This window comes from Frankia sp. CgMI4 (assembly GCF_001756285.1).
Taxonomy (GTDB): Bacteria; Actinomycetota; Actinomycetes; order Frankiales; family Frankiaceae; genus Frankia; species Frankia casuarinae.
This window is the reverse complement of sequence record NZ_MAQZ01000002.1, coordinates 40563-57808: the sequence shown is the minus strand read 5'-3', so window position 1 is coordinate 57808 and position 17246 is coordinate 40563. Positions and strand designations below refer to the sequence as shown.

Annotated in this window: 15 protein-coding genes and 1 pseudogene; 9 read left to right on the top strand and 7 right to left on the bottom strand. The window is 70.7% G+C overall.

Annotation, left to right across the window (positions count from 1 at the left end; translation table 11 throughout):
- Positions 1 to 231: 231 nt before the first annotated feature.
- The 4 genes from pstC (at position 232) to Manayef4_RS00255 (ending at position 4172) form a co-directional block, all read left to right on the top strand.
- A complete protein-coding gene (pstC, locus tag Manayef4_RS00270) occupies positions 232 to 1275 on the top strand; it encodes a phosphate ABC transporter permease subunit PstC (RefSeq protein WP_070130227.1) in 1044 nt (347 codons plus the stop codon).
- Entirely contained in the window at positions 1272 to 2336 is a 1065-nt protein-coding gene (gene pstA, locus Manayef4_RS00265; RefSeq protein ID WP_070130226.1) for a phosphate ABC transporter permease PstA, read from the top strand. The genes pstC and pstA overlap by 4 nt, the downstream gene beginning before the upstream one ends.
- Before the next feature lie 139 nt (positions 2337 to 2475).
- Positions 2476 to 3252: a phosphate ABC transporter ATP-binding protein PstB gene (gene pstB / locus Manayef4_RS00260; protein ID WP_011438616.1), complete on the top strand. Its 777-nt coding sequence runs from the start codon at positions 2476 to 2478 to the stop codon at positions 3250 to 3252.
- Between the two features lie 227 nt (positions 3253 to 3479).
- Entirely contained in the window at positions 3480 to 4172 is a 693-nt protein-coding gene (locus Manayef4_RS00255) for a response regulator transcription factor (protein ID WP_349257414.1), read from the top strand.
- 17 nt (positions 4173 to 4189) lie between these two features.
- On the opposite strand, the gene Manayef4_RS00250 is transcribed toward Manayef4_RS00255, so the two are convergent.
- From Manayef4_RS00250 to Manayef4_RS00235, 4 genes are all read right to left on the bottom strand, one after another.
- A complete protein-coding gene (locus tag Manayef4_RS00250) occupies positions 4190 to 5134 on the bottom strand; it encodes an A/G-specific adenine glycosylase (RefSeq protein WP_035729203.1) in 945 nt (314 codons plus the stop codon).
- Between the two features lie 88 nt (positions 5135 to 5222).
- Positions 5223 to 6302 (bottom strand): DNA integrity scanning diadenylate cyclase DisA, encoded by a 1080-nt coding sequence (gene disA, locus Manayef4_RS00245; protein WP_070130225.1) that lies wholly within the window; start codon positions 6300 to 6302, stop codon positions 5223 to 5225.
- Positions 6303 to 6433: 131 nt separating this feature from the next.
- A complete protein-coding gene (gene radA / locus Manayef4_RS00240; RefSeq protein ID WP_070130224.1) occupies positions 6434 to 7891 on the bottom strand; it encodes a DNA repair protein RadA in 1458 nt (485 codons plus the stop codon).
- Between the two features lie 101 nt (positions 7892 to 7992).
- Positions 7993 to 8742, bottom strand: a complete 750-nt coding sequence (locus Manayef4_RS00235; RefSeq protein ID WP_011438611.1) for a hypothetical protein — start codon at positions 8740 to 8742, stop codon at positions 7993 to 7995.
- 822 nt (positions 8743 to 9564) lie between these two features.
- Between Manayef4_RS00235 and Manayef4_RS00230 the strand changes: the two genes are divergently transcribed.
- The 5 genes from Manayef4_RS00230 to Manayef4_RS00210 all read left to right on the top strand — a co-directional run bounded on the left by Manayef4_RS00230 (position 9565) and on the right by Manayef4_RS00210 (position 13799).
- Positions 9565 to 10047: a CarD family transcriptional regulator gene (locus tag Manayef4_RS00230; RefSeq protein ID WP_006545253.1), complete on the top strand. Its 483-nt coding sequence runs from the start codon at positions 9565 to 9567 to the stop codon at positions 10045 to 10047.
- Between the two features lie 267 nt (positions 10048 to 10314).
- Positions 10315 to 11121, top strand: a complete 807-nt coding sequence (gene ispD / locus Manayef4_RS00225; protein ID WP_349257415.1) for a 2-C-methyl-D-erythritol 4-phosphate cytidylyltransferase — start codon at positions 10315 to 10317, stop codon at positions 11119 to 11121.
- Between the two features lie 74 nt (positions 11122 to 11195).
- Positions 11196 to 11678, top strand: a complete 483-nt coding sequence (gene ispF / locus Manayef4_RS00220; RefSeq protein WP_035729408.1) for a 2-C-methyl-D-erythritol 2,4-cyclodiphosphate synthase — start codon at positions 11196 to 11198, stop codon at positions 11676 to 11678.
- Between the two features lie 105 nt (positions 11679 to 11783).
- Positions 11784 to 12176: a PPOX class F420-dependent oxidoreductase gene (locus Manayef4_RS00215; RefSeq protein ID WP_011438607.1), complete on the top strand. Its 393-nt coding sequence runs from the start codon at positions 11784 to 11786 to the stop codon at positions 12174 to 12176.
- 48 nt (positions 12177 to 12224) lie between these two features.
- On the top strand, positions 12225 to 13799 hold the full coding sequence (locus tag Manayef4_RS00210) for a cysteine--tRNA ligase (RefSeq protein WP_070130223.1): 1575 nt from the start codon (positions 12225 to 12227) through the stop codon (positions 13797 to 13799).
- Positions 13800 to 13851: 52 nt separating this feature from the next.
- Here the strand turns inward: Manayef4_RS00210 and Manayef4_RS00205 are convergent, their stop codons facing one another.
- The 3 genes and pseudogenes from Manayef4_RS00205 to Manayef4_RS00195 form a co-directional block, all read right to left on the bottom strand.
- Positions 13852 to 15432: an FHA domain-containing protein gene (locus Manayef4_RS00205; protein WP_254665384.1), complete on the bottom strand. Its 1581-nt coding sequence runs from the start codon at positions 15430 to 15432 to the stop codon at positions 13852 to 13854.
- Positions 15433 to 15507: 75 nt separating this feature from the next.
- A pseudogene (locus Manayef4_RS00200) lies at positions 15508 to 15987 on the bottom strand (hypothetical protein); the annotation flags it as partial.
- 45 nt (positions 15988 to 16032) lie between these two features.
- Entirely contained in the window at positions 16033 to 17148 is a 1116-nt protein-coding gene (locus Manayef4_RS00195; RefSeq protein WP_023840700.1) for a PP2C family serine/threonine-protein phosphatase, read from the bottom strand.
- Positions 17149 to 17246: the final 98 nt, after the last annotated feature.

Sequence of the window (17246 nt, the reverse complement as noted above, 5' to 3'; positions counted from 1 at the left end):
GTCGATCTGACGCAGCTCCGATCGGACTAGCCGGTGCCCGCGGTGGGGTGAACAGCYCCATCGCGGGCCCGTCGTTCGTTGACGACGACGGTGAGAGCAGCCGGGAACGGCCAGCGCATTCAGACCAGACCAGCAGCACCAGACCAGCAGCACCAGACCAGCCAAGACGGTGACGGCCAGGGCATTTCACGAGCGGGAAGTCGAGTTCGGAGCACCAGGGGAAGAGGACCCATGACGACGGAGCCGGACAGCTCGGCGGACGCCGAGTCTCGGGGTGCCGCTTCGGCGACGGCCCCATCGGGAGGTGACCGGCCGGCCGGCGGGCTGGYGGACACCTCGACAGGCAAGGCCAAGGTCGGCGTCGCTGACCTGATCTTCAAGAATGCCACCCGCACGGCCGGGGTCGGGCTGCTGGTACTGATCGCCGCGATCGCGGCCTTCCTGGTATTGCGCGCCACCGATGCCCTCGGCGCCAATACCGGGAACTTCTTCACCACGGAGGAGTGGTTCCCCAACGCCACGCCGCCGGTTTTCGGCATCGCCGCACTGCTGTTCGGCACGATGATCACCGCTGCCATCGCAATGATTATCGCTGTTCCGGTCGCGGTGGGTATCGCTCTGTTCATCACGGTGTACGCGCCGCGCCGGATGGCCTCCGCCCTCGGCTACATCGTCGATCTGCTGGCGGCCGTGCCGAGCGTCGTCTACGGCCTGTGGGGACTGCTCGTGCTCGCGCCGCACATGAAGGGCATCCAGAGCTGGCTGACCGACTACTTCGGGTGGATTCCGCTGTTCGAGACCGATCGCGGGGTCGGTCGGTCGATCTTCGTTGCCAGTGTCGTCCTCGCGATCATGATTCTGCCGATCGTCGCCGCGCTGTCCCGCGAGGTGTTCCTGCAGGTGCCCAGTGCGCATCGGGAGGCGGCGATGGYGCTGGGCGCGACCCGCTGGGAGATGATCAGAACCGCCGTCCTGCCCTACGGCAAGCCGGGCGTCATCAGCGCCTCGATGCTGGGCCTCGGGCGGGCGATGGGCGAGACCATCGCGGTTGCCCTGGTCCTGCCGGCGTCRTTCAACATCTCCTGGCAGATCCTCGCGCCGGCCGGTAACACCATCGCCGCGAACGTGGCGAACGGATGGGGCGAGGCCAACGACATCGGCCGCGGTGCGCTTATCGCGTCCGGTCTCGTGCTCTTCATCGTCACCATGCTGGTCAACATCATCGCTCGCGCCATCATCGCGCGGCGGCGTGAGTTCTTGGGGAGTGCCGCATGAAAACCGCGACCGTTCCCGGCAGCGCCGTCGCGGGCGGTGAGGACCGGCTGCAGCTGCGGGGCCGGGTCCTGCCCCGCTGGGTACCGCTCGCCGCCGCTGCCGGTGCCGTCGTCCTGACGGTCCTGATCTATCTGGTGACCTCGATCTCCAGCAGGATCCAGTTCCTCCTGCTGGTCGCCGTCTTCTTCATCCTCGCGATGACCGTGGCCTCGACGCTGGTCGAGGGCGCCCGCCGGGCCCGGGACCGGTTCGCGACGAACCTGGTCTACGCCGCCTTCCTGCTAGCGGTCATCCCCCTGCTCGCGGTGCTCGTGAATGTGATCGAGAAGGGTGCGAGGCGGCTGCGCCCCGGATTCTTCACTCACTCGATGAACGGCATCGGTGCCCGTGACGTCGGCGGTGGCATCTACCACGCGATCATCGGCACAGTGGAGCAGGTCGCGTTGGYGAGCCTGCTGGCCGTGCCGTTCGGTCTGCTGGTGGCCATCTACCTGGTGGAATATGGCCGCGGCCGGGTCAGCCGGGTGATCAGTTTCTTTGTCGACGTGCTCACCGGTCTTCCCTCGATCATCGCGGGTCTGTTCATCCTGGCGTTCTGGATCCTCGCCCTTCACCAGGGCTTCTCCGGATTCGCGGGTGCCCTGGCCCTCACGGTGCTCATGATTCCGATCGTGGTGCGCTCCGCCGAGGAAATGCTGAAGCTCGTTCCGGACGAGCTGCGGGAGGCCAGCTACGCCCTCGGGGTGGCGCGTTGGCGGACCATCCTCAAGGTGGTCGTCCCCACCGCGTTGCCCGGGATCGTGACCGGCGTCATGCTCGCGGTCGCCCGCGTTGCCGGCGAGACCGCGCCGCTGCTGCTGACCGTCTTCGGCACGAACCTCATCAACGCCAACCCGTTCTCCGGGGAGCAGTCCGCACTGCCGCTGTACATCTACTCGCAGGCCGGCCAGCCGCAGCAGGCGGCGGTGGACCGGGCCTGGGCCGCCGCCCTGGTACTCATCGTCATCATCATGCTGCTCAACTTCATCGCTCGTCTGATCGCCGGACGCTCGCGGCTGTGATGACCCTGGCTCGGGACGGCGGCATGGCACAGATCACGCCCTATTCCATTCTCACGTCCTATCCCATCCCATCCCATCCCATCCCATCTGATCCGATCATCTGAAACAGCATCCAGGAAGATCGTGAGTCGAGGTAGCCATGGCCACCCGCATCGACGTTTCCGGGCTGACRGCGTACTATGGGAAGTTCAAAGCCGTAGCCGACGTGAACCTGACCATCGAGCCGAAGAACGTCACCGCATTCATCGGGCCGTCCGGATGCGGAAAGTCGACGGTGCTGCGCACGCTCAACCGGATGCACGAGGTGCTTCCGGGGGCCCGGGTCGAGGGGCAGGTACTCCTCGACGGTGAGGATCTGTACGGGCCCGGGATGGACCCGGTGGCCGTCCGCCGCACCGTCGGGATGGTCTTCCAGCGACCGAACCCGTTCCCGACCATGTCCATCTACGAGAACGTCATCGCCGGGCTCAAGCTGAACGGGGTCCGCAAGAAGGCGCTCCTCGACGAGCGGGTCGAGGAGTCACTGCGGGGCGCGAACCTCTGGGAGGAGGTCAAGGACCGGCTGGGCCGGCCGGGCGCGGGCCTGTCCGGCGGGCAGCAGCAGCGGCTCTGCATTGCCCGGGCGATCGCGGTGGAGCCGCAGGTCCTGCTGATGGACGAGCCGTGCTCCGCGCTCGACCCGATCTCCACTCTTGCGATCGAGGATCTGATCGCGAAGTTGAAGTCGAGCTTCACCATCGTCATCGTCACCCACAACATGCAGCAGGCGTCGCGGGTCAGCGACTCGACCGCCTTCTTCTCGTTGGAGAAGACCGGCGACCCCGGCCGCCTCGTCGAGTACGACAAGACCTCGCAGATCTTCAGCAACCCCAAGGAAAAGCGGACCGAGGACTACATCTCCGGACGGTTCGGCTGACGGCCGGCGGGATTGGCGGACAGGACGCGCGGATGCTCCCGGTACCGCGTGGGGCCGGTCAACCGGGGGGGCAAGACCGTGGCTCGGCAGACGAGGACCCGGCGGTTTCGGTAGGCCCGGCGGTCGCGGCGGTAGACCCGTCAGCCGACGGACGTCGGTACCGCGGCCCGTCCGGTGGGCCGCGGAGACGGACGACGGGCACCGGGCCGGGGAGCTGCCCGGCGCTGTTGATCGCGGACGAGGACGTCGACGACGGCATGCTCGACGCCTTCGTCGAGAACGGTGTCGAGGTCAGCGTGGTGGCCGACGGGGCGCTGGCCCTGTTGGAGATCGGTCTGCGACATCCGGCCGCGCTGCTGATCAGTGCCCGGCTGCCCGTGGTGGACGGGGTGACCGTCGTGCGGACGKTGCGTAGCGTGCCCGGTCACGACGACGTGCCGATTCTCCTCGCGGTCGGCCCCGATGACCGGCCGCGAGCCGCCGCCGGACTCGACGCGGGGGCCAGCGCCTGCGTCGGCAAGCCGTACCGGGTTCCCRAGGTCCTCGCGATGGTGGGGTTCATCGGAATCGGACGGGCCGGAACGTATCCGCCTCGGATGCGCGAGCCGGAGGTGCTGCGCGGCGGACGGGTGCAGCTGGACCGCGCGGCACACGAGGTCCGCCTCGACGGGGCCGTGGTACCGGTCCCGCCGCGGGAGTTCCGGCTGCTCGCGCTGCTCCTGGAACAGGCGGGCCGGGTCGTCCCGCGCGAGACGCTGCTGCGGGAGGTCTGGGGTTCGGCGCAGACGGAGACGAACACGCTCGCCGTGCACGTGCGGCGGCTGYGGCGGCGGCTGGGCGAGACGRCCGGCCAGCCGACGGTCATCGAGAGCATCCGCGGGGTCGGCTACCGCTTCCGCGCCGTTCCCGATCCGGGTTGAGCCCTTCCGCAGGGACGTCAGCTGGGCAGCGCGTAGACGCCCGGCGCCACCCGTACCACGAGACCGTCGTCGATCAGCCCGGCGAGGGCGCGGGTCCGCTGCACCGGATCGTCCCAGACCTGGTCAAGGATCTCCTGACCCACCGCCGGACTGGCGTCACGCAGGACGGCGAGCAGCCGGCCGCGGACCTGGCGGTCGGTGCCGGCGTACCCCTGGGGCCGGCGTGCGGGTCCCGCGCTCGGCGGGCTGCCCGCGGACACCCACGCACACCGTCCCAGCAGGGGGCAGGCGGCGCAGCGAGGCGCCCGGGCAACGCAGACCAGCGCGCCGAGCTCCATGAACGCGGCGCTGGCCCGGGCGGCCGTCTCGGTGTCCGGCGGCAGCAGCTCCGCGATCTCGACCAGGTCGCGGCGGCTGACCGTGGCCGGCGGGTCGGCTCTTCCCTCGACGGCCCGGGCGAACAGCCGGCGCACGTTGACGTCTACGACCGGATGACGCTGGCGGAAGGCGAAGGCGGCAACCGCCCGCGCGGTGTACGTCCCGATGCCGGGYAGCGCGAGGAGATCGTCGAGGTGTTGGGGGATCTCGCCATCGTGCCGTTCGACGACGACGGTCGCCGCCTGGTGCAGCCGCAGGGCGCGCCGGGGGTAGCCCAACCGGCCCCACGCCCGGACGGCCTCCCCGGCCGGCTCGGCGGCGAGCGCGGCGGGCGTCGGCCACCGGTCCAGCCACGCCTCCCAGACCGGCAGCACCCGGCTGACCGGGGTCTGCTGCAGCATCACCTCGCTGACCATGATTGCCCAGGGGCTCGTCAGGGGACGGCGCCACGGTAGGTCTCGGCCACAGACGGCGAACCAGTCCAGGACGAGATCGGCCAGTGGTCCGGACGCGCTGCTGATTCCGGCTGGGCTGGCTGGGCCGGCTGTGCTGGCTGTGCTGGCTGGGCTGGTCATTCCCGCCATCGTGCCAGGCGACCAGGCCGGCCGGAGGCGGCAGGCGGCCTCCCGTCGCCTTCGGCTACCACACGTAGCATTACCGTGTGTAGCGTTACTATACGTAGCGTTCGAGAATRCTTGACTCGGCGAGCCGGGAGAGGCCCTCGCGGACCGCTCGGGCGCGGGTCTCCCCGACGCCGTCAACGGCCTGCAGATCGTCGACCCCGGCGGCGAGCAGTTTCTGCAGGGTGCCGAAATGGTCGACGAGCCGGTCGACCACCATCCGTGGCAGCCGGGGCACCTTCGCCAGCATGCGGTAGCCGCGTGGACTGATCTGCCGGTCCAGGATGTCCGCCCCGCCGGAGAATCCGATCACCCGGGCGAGGACGGTGAGATCGAGCAGGTCGGTCGGAGACATCGCGGACAGCTCACCCAGGACCTGCGCGGGCGTCCCCGCCTTCGACCCGATCGGCAGATAGTCGCGGACGGTGAGTTCACGCTCGGTCTCGACCCCGGCCATCAGCTCCTCGAGCTGCAGGGACAGCAGCCGGCCGTCGGTGCCGAGTTCGACGACGTAGCCTTCGATCTCGTCGGCTATGCGGCGCACCATCTCMAGCCGCTGGCTCACCGAGATCGCGTCGCGGACCGTGACGAGGTCCTCGATCTCCAGCGCGGACAGGGTGCCCGCGACCTCGTCTAGCCGCAGCTTGTAACGCTCGAGGGTAGCCAGGGCCTGGTTCGCCCGGGACAGGATGGCGGCCGAGTCGTCCAGCACGTACCGCCGCCCGGCGACGTACAGCGCGATGATGTGCATCGACTGGCTGACCGAGATGACGGGGAACTCGGCCTGCTTGGCGACCCGCTCGGCGGTTCGGTGCCGCGTGCCGGACTCCTCTGTCGGCACCGTCGGATCCGGCACCAGATGCACCGCCGCGCGGACGATGCGCTGCAGGTCGGACGACAGCACGATCGCGCCGTCCATCTTGGCCAGCTCGCGCAGCCGGGTCGCCGAGAACTCCACGTCGAGCTCGAAGCCGCCGGTGCACAGACCCTCGACGACCTTGTCGTGGCCGAGGACGATCAGTGCGCCGGTGTGCCCGCGCAGGATGCGTTCCAGGCCGTCGCGAAAGGGGGTTCCGGGCGCGACCGCGGCCAGTGTCGCCCGGAAGATGTCGTCTCCGGGTGGTCCTGCCATCAGGCTCCCTCAGCTCCTTGGCTTCCCCCACCGTCTCCCATTACCACTGTCGTGATGCTATCGGGGCGACGGGAGCCGGTGGGGTCCACCTCATCGTGAAGTACCGATATGGTTAGAAAAATACACACTTTCTATGTTTCATGCATTTTGCTGATCGCGCCGATCAGGTCGGGTACCTCGGTGACTTTCATGCCGTCCGGAGCCGGGCCGGGGTCCGCCGGAACGAGCGCCCGGCGAAAGCCGAGCCGGGCCGCGGCGGCGAGCCGTTGGCGTACCGAGCCCACCGCGCGGACCTCCCCGGCCAGGCCGACCTCGCCGATGGCGACGAGATCGGCCGGCAACGGACGGTCCCTGGCCGCGCTGACGATCGCCAAGGCCGTCGCGAGGTCCGCCGCGGGCTCGGCCAACCGAACCCCGCCGACGGTCGCGGCGTACACGTCGGCCCGGCCGAAGCGCACCTTCGCCCGGCGCTCGACCACGGCGAGAATCATCGCCACCCGGGCCGGATCGAGCCCGGACACGGCGCGCCGGGGGATCTGCGCCGAGGTTTCCGCCACCAGGGCCTGAACCTCGGCGACGAGTGGCCGTCGGCCCTCAACCGTTACGGTGAMACAGGTTCCCGGCACCGCCTCCAGCCCCGCGCCGCTGGACCGGGACAGGAACAGCCCGCTCGGGTCGGCGATGCCATGGATACCGGAATCGTCCATCTCGAAACAGCCGACCTCGTCGGCTGGTCCGTACCGATTCTTGCCCGCGCGGACCAGGCGCAGTGCGGAGTGCCGCTCGCCCTCGAAGTGCAGCACCACGTCGACCAGATGTTCCAGGAGGCGTGGTCCGGCGACCAGGCCATCCTTCGTGACATGGCCGACAAGCACCGTCACGAGTYCCAGCGCCTTGGCCGTCCGGATYAGGGCCGCGGTGACCTCACGGACCTGGGTGACCCCGCCCGCGGCTCCGTCCACCCCGGCCGCGGAGATGGTCTGCACCGAATCGACCACCAGCAGGGCCGGTGAGACCTCCTCGACGTGACGCAGGACGGCGCCGAGGTCCGTCTCGGCGGCGATCCACAGGTCCTCGTGCAGCGCACCCGTCCGACCCGCCCGCAGCCTGACCTGCGCCGCGGATTCCTCCCCGGTGACGACCAGGGCGCGGGCACCRGCGGCGGCGCTGCGGGCCGCGACCTCCAGTAATAGGGTGGACTTGCCGACCCCCGGTTCCCCGGCGAGCAGGATCACGGCGCCGGGAACGAGGCCGCCGCCCAGCACGCGGTCGAGTTCGTCGATCCCGGTCGGACGACGCCGCGTCGCGGTCACGTCAACGGACATGACCGGCAGAGCCGGTGCCGTCACTGCGGCGGACGAGGCGGAACGACCCCCCGCGACCAGGCCGGCCCCCCGGCGTGGGGCGGGGGCCTGGGCCTCCAGCGTGCCCCACTCCTGGCAGCGCGAGCATCGTCCCGCCCACCGCACGGACTCCGAGCCGCAGCTGTTACACCGGAACCCGCCTGAGGCCGCACGACTCGACGGGCGACCGCCGGCCGACGGGCGAGTGGATGCCATGGACGCAACGTTAGTCCGCTGGTCCGACATGTCGGCGACAGCGGCGCGCGGAATGGGTTCCCGGGCGTCGGGTACCCGCGAATGGGGATACCCCGGCCGGATCCCGCTGGGCGGGTCAGCCCAGCGGCGGGTCAGCCCGCGGTGGTGGCGCCGGCCGCAGGGCTCGCGGCGGGGGCCGACGTGACCCGGGAAGCGGCAGTCGACGAGGTCGTGCCGACCGTCGAGGCCGGCGTGGCGCCGGCCGACGGCGAGGCGGACTGCCCTGCCCGCGGCGTCCCGGTGACCGCGCCCGGAGCCGCCGAGGCGCCGGGCGCGGGCTGCTCTACCGGGACGTCCAGGGTGATGCTGCCGGCCTTGGCGAAGGTGATGGTGACGGGCACCTGGGACCCGATCAACAGGTTCTGCTGGACGTTCTGCAGGGTCGGCGCGGAGCCGTCGGCAATGAAGATCTTTCCGGAACCGGGTGGCAGCTCGGCGGGGCTCGGGACCCTGCCGCCCGCCGCCAGGGGGGAGGACACACCGATGATGGTGTCAGGCTCGGTGCCCGCGTTGAAGAACGCCGAGACGATCTGTGCGGAGTCTCCCCGGGACAGCGGGCCTGCCACATAGACATTGCGTAGCGTGATGCTGCCGACGGCGCTCGAGACGCTGTTGGTCGTGGTCCGGGCGAGGTTTGTCACCGCGTCGTTGCCGGAAGCGCAGCTTGCCAGGCCAGCGGACCCGACCACCGAGGCCAGGAGCGCGACACCGATCCGGTGGGAGGCGATGCGCCGCCTGAAGGTGGACTGTCGGCCGGCGTCGTGGCCCGACTCCGGGGCGGCGGACGCCCCGCCGACGGCGGGTGTGGCTGACGTGAAACGGGCACCCAGACGGCGGCTCACAGCTCGGTGGCTCCTCCTGCGCGAGACCGGTGCCTCGGGTGCGCACCGGTGCTGGTTGACGGTCGCCCCGGGGAGCGACCACCGGTGGCGCCGCCTCCACCGCCGGCCGTCGTAACCGGTGCGGAGGGGTCACCCCCGGTGCCCGGATGATTCGGTCTAAGACGGTCCGTCTCCCGACTCACCCGTGCGGGGCTAACACTAGCCATCCCCCGGCATCACGTGCGGCGGCTGTGGGCGGTACGAGACCCGCGGATCCGGCCCAGGAGCACGCTCGGGCCGGATTTCGGCGCCCTATCCGGGCCGGCTGGCCTGGGCGATCGGTCCGAGCGACCCCGGACGTGGGCAGCATCACGGCGTGGGGGGAGTCACGACCTGTCGGGCGACCCGGCGAGCGCCGTCCGTTCCGTGGCGATAGCCCATTTTCATGACGAGATGACCGTTACATAGCGATGTGTCGCGATGTGTCCGGTGTGCCGCGGCGGGACCGGTCGGGTGGATCGGGTGGGCCGGGGCCCGGGCGGGACCCCGTGCCGGCCCGCGCCGGGGGTTCGCCATGCGGCCCGCGCTCAACGTACAGCCAACATCCGCCGGATCGTCACCCATTTTACCTGGTAGGACATCTTCGATGTCGGTGCGCGGCGATCTGACGGGTGGCTGGGCGGATCTGTAGTCCCTGGGTGTCCGTCCTCCGGAGCGGGTGGCCGGAAGGCGGCGCCGGGTCCCTCACCCTGGCGTTGCTGGTCTTGAGTACCTGCAGCGTGCGTCTGACCTGCGGCGATGCGTGCGTGTTACGCTKGTAGAGGCGGAAGGGGCACGTGACAMATGGCGTTCCAAGTCGGCGAGACCGTTGTTTACCCRCATCATGGTGCTGCTCTGATTGACGCGATTGAAACTCGCGTCATCAAGGGCGAGGAAAAACTCTATCTCGTGCTGAAGGTCGCTCAGGGCGATCTGACTGTCCGAGTTCCGGCCGACAACGTCGGCATGGTCGGGGTGCGTGACGTCGTCGGGCAGGACGGGCTGGAACGGGTGTTCGAGGTGCTCCGCGCCCCGCACACCGAGGAGCCCACCAACTGGTCACGACGGTACAAGGCAAATCTTGAGAAGCTCGCCTCCGGCGATGTGAACAAGGTGGCTGAAGTCGTCCGTGACCTGTGGCGACGCGATCGCGAACGCGGTCTTTCCGCGGGCGAGAAGCGAATGTTGAGCAAGGCCCGGCAAATCCTCGTCAGCGAGCTTGCGCTCGCCGAGGGCACCAACGAGGACAAGGCGGAGGCCATGCTCGACGAGGTTCTCGCCGGATGATCGTAGGCTCGTTGGCGCAGGCGTAATTCGTCCGGCCGACAGGCGATCTATTCGGCACGGCATGATAATCCGGAAAGGCATTCTCTTTCCGGGAGACCGCCGTCCCGAGCGCGTTGYCGACTCAGGTTCCGGCTGAGTGGGCGTCGAGACGGTGGTGGGCGGTGTTGCGCCCACCGGCGGCTCGCGCCGAGCCGGCTGGATCGGCCAGGCCCTCGTGGCGGATGGCACACGGGAGGTCCTGTGGTGGGCGAAGGTCACCGGTTGCCGGTGGCGAGCCCCCGGGTGGCGGCGATCGTGCCGGCTGCCGGCCGGGGTGAGCGGCTGGGGGGRGGTACTCCCAAGGCGCTGCGAGCCCTCGGGGGCAGGCCCATGCTGGTGCGCACGGTGGAATCGTTGCGTCGCTCCAGGCTGGTGACGCAGATTGTCGTCGCGGCGCCACCGACGCTGGTCGATGCCGTGGCCCAGTTGCTTGGCGGGGACGTGTATGTGATCGCCGGAGGCGCCGAGCGGGTGGATTCGGTCCGCCGCGCCCTGCGAGCCGTGGACGACGACGTCTCCGTGGTACTGGTCCACGACGCCGCCCGGCCGCTGACGCCCCCCGAGCTGGTCGACGCGGTGGCGGCTGCGGTGCTCGACGGACATCCCGCGGTGATTCCCGTCGTGCCGCTGGCCGACACGGTCAAGGAGGTGGACGCCGACGGGCGGGTGGTGCGTACCCCGCCGCGGGACGGTTTGCGAGCCGTGCAGACCCCGCAGGGATTCCGCCGCGACGTGCTGAGCGCCGCGTATGCGCTCGAGGACATCGCTGTGACCGACGATGCGGGCCTGGTGGAGRCTCTGGGAGTGCCGGTGACGACCATTCCCGGCGCGCAGGAGGCATTCAAGGTGACTCGACCGGCGGATCTCGTGCTCGCCGAGGCGCTACTCGCCCGCTGCGACCYCGCGGACGACGCCCGGTCCGCGGAGGCCCGGTCCGCGGAGCCTCAGTTCGCGGGTGCCCGGTCCGCGGACGCCCGGTCCGAGGAGCCTCAGTTCGCGGGTGCCCGGTCCACGGACGCCCGGAGTGGCGGATGACCGGCGGCCCGCGGTGGGACGAGCCTGTCGTGGACGCCGCGCCCATCAGCCGGCAGGCCCCCGCGTCCAGCTTGGTGAACACGGTGATCCTGCCCCGGGTCGGYGTCGGGGTCGATGTGCATCCGTTCGCCGCCGGCCGGCCGTGCTGGGTGGCCTGCCTGGAATGGCCGGGGGAGACCGGGCTCGCCGGACACTCCGACGGGGACGTCGCCGCACACGCGGCCTGTGACGCACTTCTCACCGCCTCGTGCCTCGGTGATCTGGGTCGGGTGTTCGGCACGGACCGACCGGAGTACGCGGGTGCGTCGGGCGCGGTCCTGCTGGCTGAGACGGCTCGGCTTCTCGGTGCCGCCGGTTGGGCGATCGGCAACGTCTCGGTCCAGGTCATCGGGAACCGGCCCAGGATGGCCGGGCGTCGCGAGGATGCGCAGAAGGCGATGTCCGTGGCCTTGGGCGCATCGGTGAGCCTGTCGGCCACCACCACCGACGGACTCGGCCTCACCGGGCGGGGCGAAGGCTTGGCCGCCATCGCGACCGCGCTCGTCATCCGCGCCTGACGGCGGGCCCGTCAGGCGGTGATATGCCGTTTTGTCATCGACTGACTGCGTGCCGGCGCGGAGATGAGAGGGTGGGCCGACCCTGGCCCCTCCCCGAGGAGTCTGATGGCTGACCGCCTTCCCGAGCCGGTGAGGGCCCTTGCCGACGCCCGGACCTACGTCGTTCTGGCGACGATCCAGCCCGACGGCTCGCCGCGGATGACCGTGCTGTGGGTGGACCGCGACGAGGACGAACTGCTGCTGTCCACGGTGCGGGGACGTGCGAAGGAACGCGACATCGCAAGGGATCCGCGGGTCGGACTGATGTTCCTCGACCAGGGCGATCCCTACGGTTACGTCGAGGTCCGCGGGACCGCGACCCTGACCGAGGAGGGCGGCCGGGAACTGATCGACCGGCTGTCGGTGAAGTACACCGGAGACGTGTACCGGTGGGATGATCCGGATGAGGTCAGGGTGGTCGTCCGGGTCGTGGCGGACCGGGTACTGACGGTCGGCTGACCCTCCCCTTGGGTCCCGTCGATCGAGCGGGGRCCGTACCCTTGACAGATGGGTCTCCACCTCTACGACACGCGCAGGCGGCGTGTGCGKCCATTCGAGCCGCTACGCCCCGGTCACGTGGGCGTCTACGTGTGTGGGCCCACCGTGCAGGCGGCCCCGCACGTGGGCCACATCCGCACGGCGCTGCCCTTCGACCTGCTGCGCCGGTGGCTGGTGCAGTCCGGCCGTTCGGTGACCTTCGTGCAGAACGTCACCGACATCGACGACAAAATCATCATCAACGCGGATCGGGACGGCACCTCGGTCTGGGAGCTCGCCACCCGGCAGACCCGCGCGTTCGACGACGCCTACCGCATTCTCGGGATCCTGCCCCCGACGATCCAGCCGCGCGCCACCGGTCACATCCCCGAGATGATCGCGCTGGTGTCGGCCCTCGTGGAGGGGGGCTACGCGTACGCCAGCGGCGGTTCGGTCTGGTTCCGGGTGGGTGCGTTCGCCGACTACGGAGCACTGTCCCACCAGCGACCCGACGCGATGCAACCGTCCGTGGAAGCCGAGCCCGGCAAGGCCGACCCCCGCGACTTCGCGTTGTGGAAGGCAGCCAGGCCCGGTGAACCGTTCTGGTCGTCCCCCTGGGGTGACGGCCGGCCGGGCTGGCATCTGGAATGCTCTGCGATGGCCGGAAAATACCTCGGCCCGGTCTTCGACATCCACGGCGGCGGACTCGACCTGGTTTTCCCGCACCACGAGAACGAACGGGCCCAGACGGTCTGCGCCGCCACGGCCCGCCCGGCGTCGAACGCGGCTTCGGCCGATTCRCCCGGCCCCGGTGGTGGCGAGCCCGGTGGTGGCGAGCCCAGTAGCGGCGAGATGGCGCGCTACTGGATGCACGTCGGCCTGCTGACGACCGGCGGGACGAAGATGTCGAAGTCGTTGGGAAATTCCGTCCTGGTGGCCGACGCCCTCGACGCGGTCCGTCCGCAGGTTCTGCGTTATCACCTGCTTTCCGCGCACTACCGGTCCACGCTCGAGTACAGCGCCGAGGCACTGGCGGAATCCACCGCGGCCCACGACCGGGTGGAGACCTTTGTCCGCAACGCGTTGGACATCCTCGGCGGGCCCGGGGAGGCGGCGGCACTGRCGGCCGACGAGGTCGTCTCGTCGGTGGCAGGGGCGCAGCCGACGGTGGCCGGAGCCCGGCCGGTGCCGGTTCCCGGGCCGGGTGGTGAGTCGAGGCTCACTCCGCGGCGGGCCTGGTCCGATTTCACCATCRCCATGGACGATGATCTCGCCGTCGGGCGTGCGCTGGCGGCCCTGTTCGGCGCGGTGAGTCAGGGAAACCAGGTGCTGTCGAAGGCCCACAGCCGGGAGCTGGCCGGGTGGGTGGACGTGACCCGCCGGATGCTGAACATCTTCGGTCTCGACCCGCATGAGCAGTGGCCCACCGCAGGTGCCGAGTTCAGGCCGGCGCTGGACGGCGCGATGCAGGTCGTGCTGGATCTGAGGTCCGCGGCCCGGGCCCGACGGGACTACGCGGAAGCCGACGCCATCCGGTCGAGACTGGCAGCCGCCGGCCTGATCGTGGAGGACACTCCAGAGGGCCAGCGCTGGCATCTGGCCTGATCCGATCGGCGGGTCGCCTGCCGCCCCGGACAGCGGCAGGCGACCTGGTAGATCAGCGGGCGCGCAATGTGATGCGCGTCCAGGCGCCCAGGTAGACCCGGTCCCCGTCACGAAGCGGAACGGGCTGGCCGGGCTCGATGGGGTCCGGTTCGTCGTTCAGTCGGGTGCCGTTGGTGGAGCCCGGGTCGCGGACCGCGTAACCGCCGTCGGGCAGCAGTTCGAACAGGGCGTGGCTGCGGGAGATCCCTGGGTCCTCCGGCGCTCCGGACAGGTCGATGTCGGGATGGATGCCACGGGACTCGCTGCGCCGTCCCACGAGCATCTGAGAGCCGGCCAGGGCGAAGACCCGACGAGGGTAGAAGGTCGGGAACGGGACCCGGTGGTCGTCGCCGCTGTCGTAGTACTCGCGCTCCGCCTCGACGATGGCCTCCCAGACGGTGCTGCCCGCCGACGCGCGGTCCCGGTCCCATCCGGCACCACGCCCGGCGCCGGCCCGCGGGTCGTCGAGGACCGCGTCACGGGGGTCGACGTGGCCGCCGCGGGTGCCGCCGAGTTCCGGATCGCCCAGTCGCGGATCGCCCAGTCGCGGATCGCCCAGTCGCGGATCGCCCAGCCGCGGATCACTCAGCCGCGGATCACTCAGTCGCGGATCACTCAGCCGCGGGTCGGCGCCGGGCCGAGCGTGCCGCGGGTCGGTCGTGTGCCGCGGGTCGGTTGTGTGCCGCGGGTTGCCGCCCCGGCTCTGGGTGACCCGGTCGCCGGCTGGCGCGGGCGGGGCGGAGGCGTCCATGCCCAGCGGGTCCGCACCGTAGCCGTACTCGGCGTCGCGCCGGCTCCGGCGGTGCGTGTCCGACTCGCGATCAAGGTCGCCCCGCGGATCCGGATATCCACCCGGCGTCCGGCTGTCGCGGCCGGTGGGGTAGCCGCCGCGGTCGGCCCGGTCGTCATGGCCGCGGCTGTAGGGGTCGCGGTCGTAGGGATCGCGGGGATCGCGGGGATCGAGGTCGGGGTAGCCGCCCGGGACGCGCTCCTCGCGGCTGTCGCGGCCGGTGGGGTAGCCGCCGCGGTCGGCCCGGTCGTCATGGCCGCGGCTGTAGGGGTCGCGGTCGTAGGGATCGCGGGGATCGCGGGGATCGAGGTCGGGGTAGCCGCCCGGGACGCGCTCCTCGCGGCTGTCGCGGCCGACGGGGTAACCGCCACGGTTCTCCGGCGTGCCCCAGTCCCGGCCGTAGGGATCGCGCCCGTGGTCGATCCGGTCGTCGGGGGCCGGCCGCTCGTCACGCCCGCGTGGGTAGGGGGCACGATCATAGCCACCGGGCGGGCCGTAGGGGTCCTCCTGATAACCGCGGCCCCCCCGGGACTGGTCGGGGTAGCCGTCGCGGCCATACCCGCCATACGCGTCGCCGCCGCGCGGGTCGCCGCCGCGCGGCGGGTCCGTCACCCCGGGCAGGTCGGCTGGCGAACGGCGGATGCCCAACGGGTCGTAGCCATCTGGACCGTCCGCATCCGGGCCGGTCTGCTCGGCTGGCCCACGCCGGCGGTTCCCGTCAGCCGAGCGGCCGGGGGCATCTGCTCCGTAGGGAGCTCGCCCGCCGTCCTCCGGACGGTATTCGTACCTCTCCTGACCACTCATGATCCCAATTCCGCACCGATCGCAGTAGTCGGGTCGTGAGACAGGTGCCCCGTAGGGCATCGTGCCCTCACCTGATCACCGGTTCACCCGGAGGGTCCTCGTCGACCGTGTGTCAAGGACCATCTCATCGATCTCATCGATCTTCTTGACGTTCTTCTTCAACCGAACCGTACCTGTTGTGGCATTGTCGACGTGAACCACCTTCTGTAGGAGGCGGTAGGTGTCTCCGTTGCCGGAGGCGAGCGCCAGCTGAGCGCCGCGTCCGAGCAACAGTGTCGCAGTCGCCTCGTCGTCGGCCCGACGCGCCTCCAGACCCCGTRGCACCGCGGCCGCGAGTTCCGCCTGGTCGGTGTAGTGGGCGACCGGGTCGTTGATCCGGCTCCACTGGGTCTCATCGTCCGTCCAAACCGCTCGGACCAGCGCCTTTGACGTCACCCGGCCGTCGACGACGAGGCTGACCCGCGCCGCCAGCGCCTCGGTTCCCAGCGCGCGGGCGGGCACCTGGACATTCAAATGGTAGTCGCGCGACTCGATTCCCCACGCGCCGGTACGGTACCGGAAGGTACTCGTTCTGGTAGACCTCCGCGGCGAAGGCGCTCATCAGTCCTCCACCCGGGCGGCCACCACCGTGATGTTGTCGTGTCCCCCGGAGTTGATGGCGAAGTCGACGAGGTGGCGGGCGACGTCGATGGCCTCGCAGTGGGGTGGGAGCTGGTTGACGAGCGCGGCCATCACGTCTGGCCGGGACGCGTAGTTCCACAGCCCGTCGCTGCAAACCAGTACCGTGGCCGGCGCCTCGATCGGGAACATCTCGGTGTGCGGCGCGACGTCCTCGACGTCGCCGCCCAGCCAGCGGGTGAGGGTGTGCGCCCGCCGGTGCGTCTCGGCCTCGTTGGCCGGGATGAGCCCCGCGCGCGCGGCCTCGGCCGCCCAGGTGTCGTCGGCGGTCAGCCGCTCGCACCAGCGCGGACCGAGCAGGTAGACCCGGCTGTCGCCGACCCAGCCGACTGTGACCATGCCCGGCCCGTCCGGGGTCGGCGGGGTGACGATGGCCGCGGCGAACGTGCACGACGGCGCCATCCGCCCCTCGGCCGCGCTGAGTTGGGCGATGGTCGCCTGGGCCGCGTCGACGGCGGCGTGCAGCGCGGCCTCGGCGTCCTCCGGGGAGAACCCGCCGACAACCGCGCGGGGCGATGTTCGCGGCTTCTTGTAGTCGGCATACGACGGTTCGAGGATGTCGAGCATCTCCTCGGCCCGGCTGACGCCGCGCGACGGGCGGGTGCCGTGGTGGACGGGGCGCCCCGGGCCGTGGGCACGCACCGCATCCGCGAGGACGGCCATGGCCGCGGCCGCCGCGGCGGCCGAGGCCTGCCCGGAGCCCGGAGTGGTCGATACGCCGTCACACACCACCGCGATCAGCGTGCCGTACACGACGGCCAGGCCCATGGCGTCCTCGTTGGTGGTGTGCCGGACGCCGCGGTCGCACACGCCGGCGAGCTGGCCGAGGTCGACCTCGCTGTGGTCGGCGTCGCCGTGGCCGGGGTGCGGACCCTCCAGCCCGTGACCACAGACCTCGCAGTACCGGTCGTCGGCATACACCGGTGCCGCGCACACCGGGCAGCGACCCAGGTCGTCGTCGAGTTCGAACGGCCCGCTCCCGGTGATCTGGTAGGCGACCGTGGGGGCGTCGTCATGCGGGTTGAGGTCCACCGTCATGCCGCCGGGAGAAATCGGACGCGGCCGGAAACAGCCGGGAGAACRCATGCGGGCGGTGTGCGCAGAGCCATGTGCTGGGTGCCTCCTGCCCCTGACGA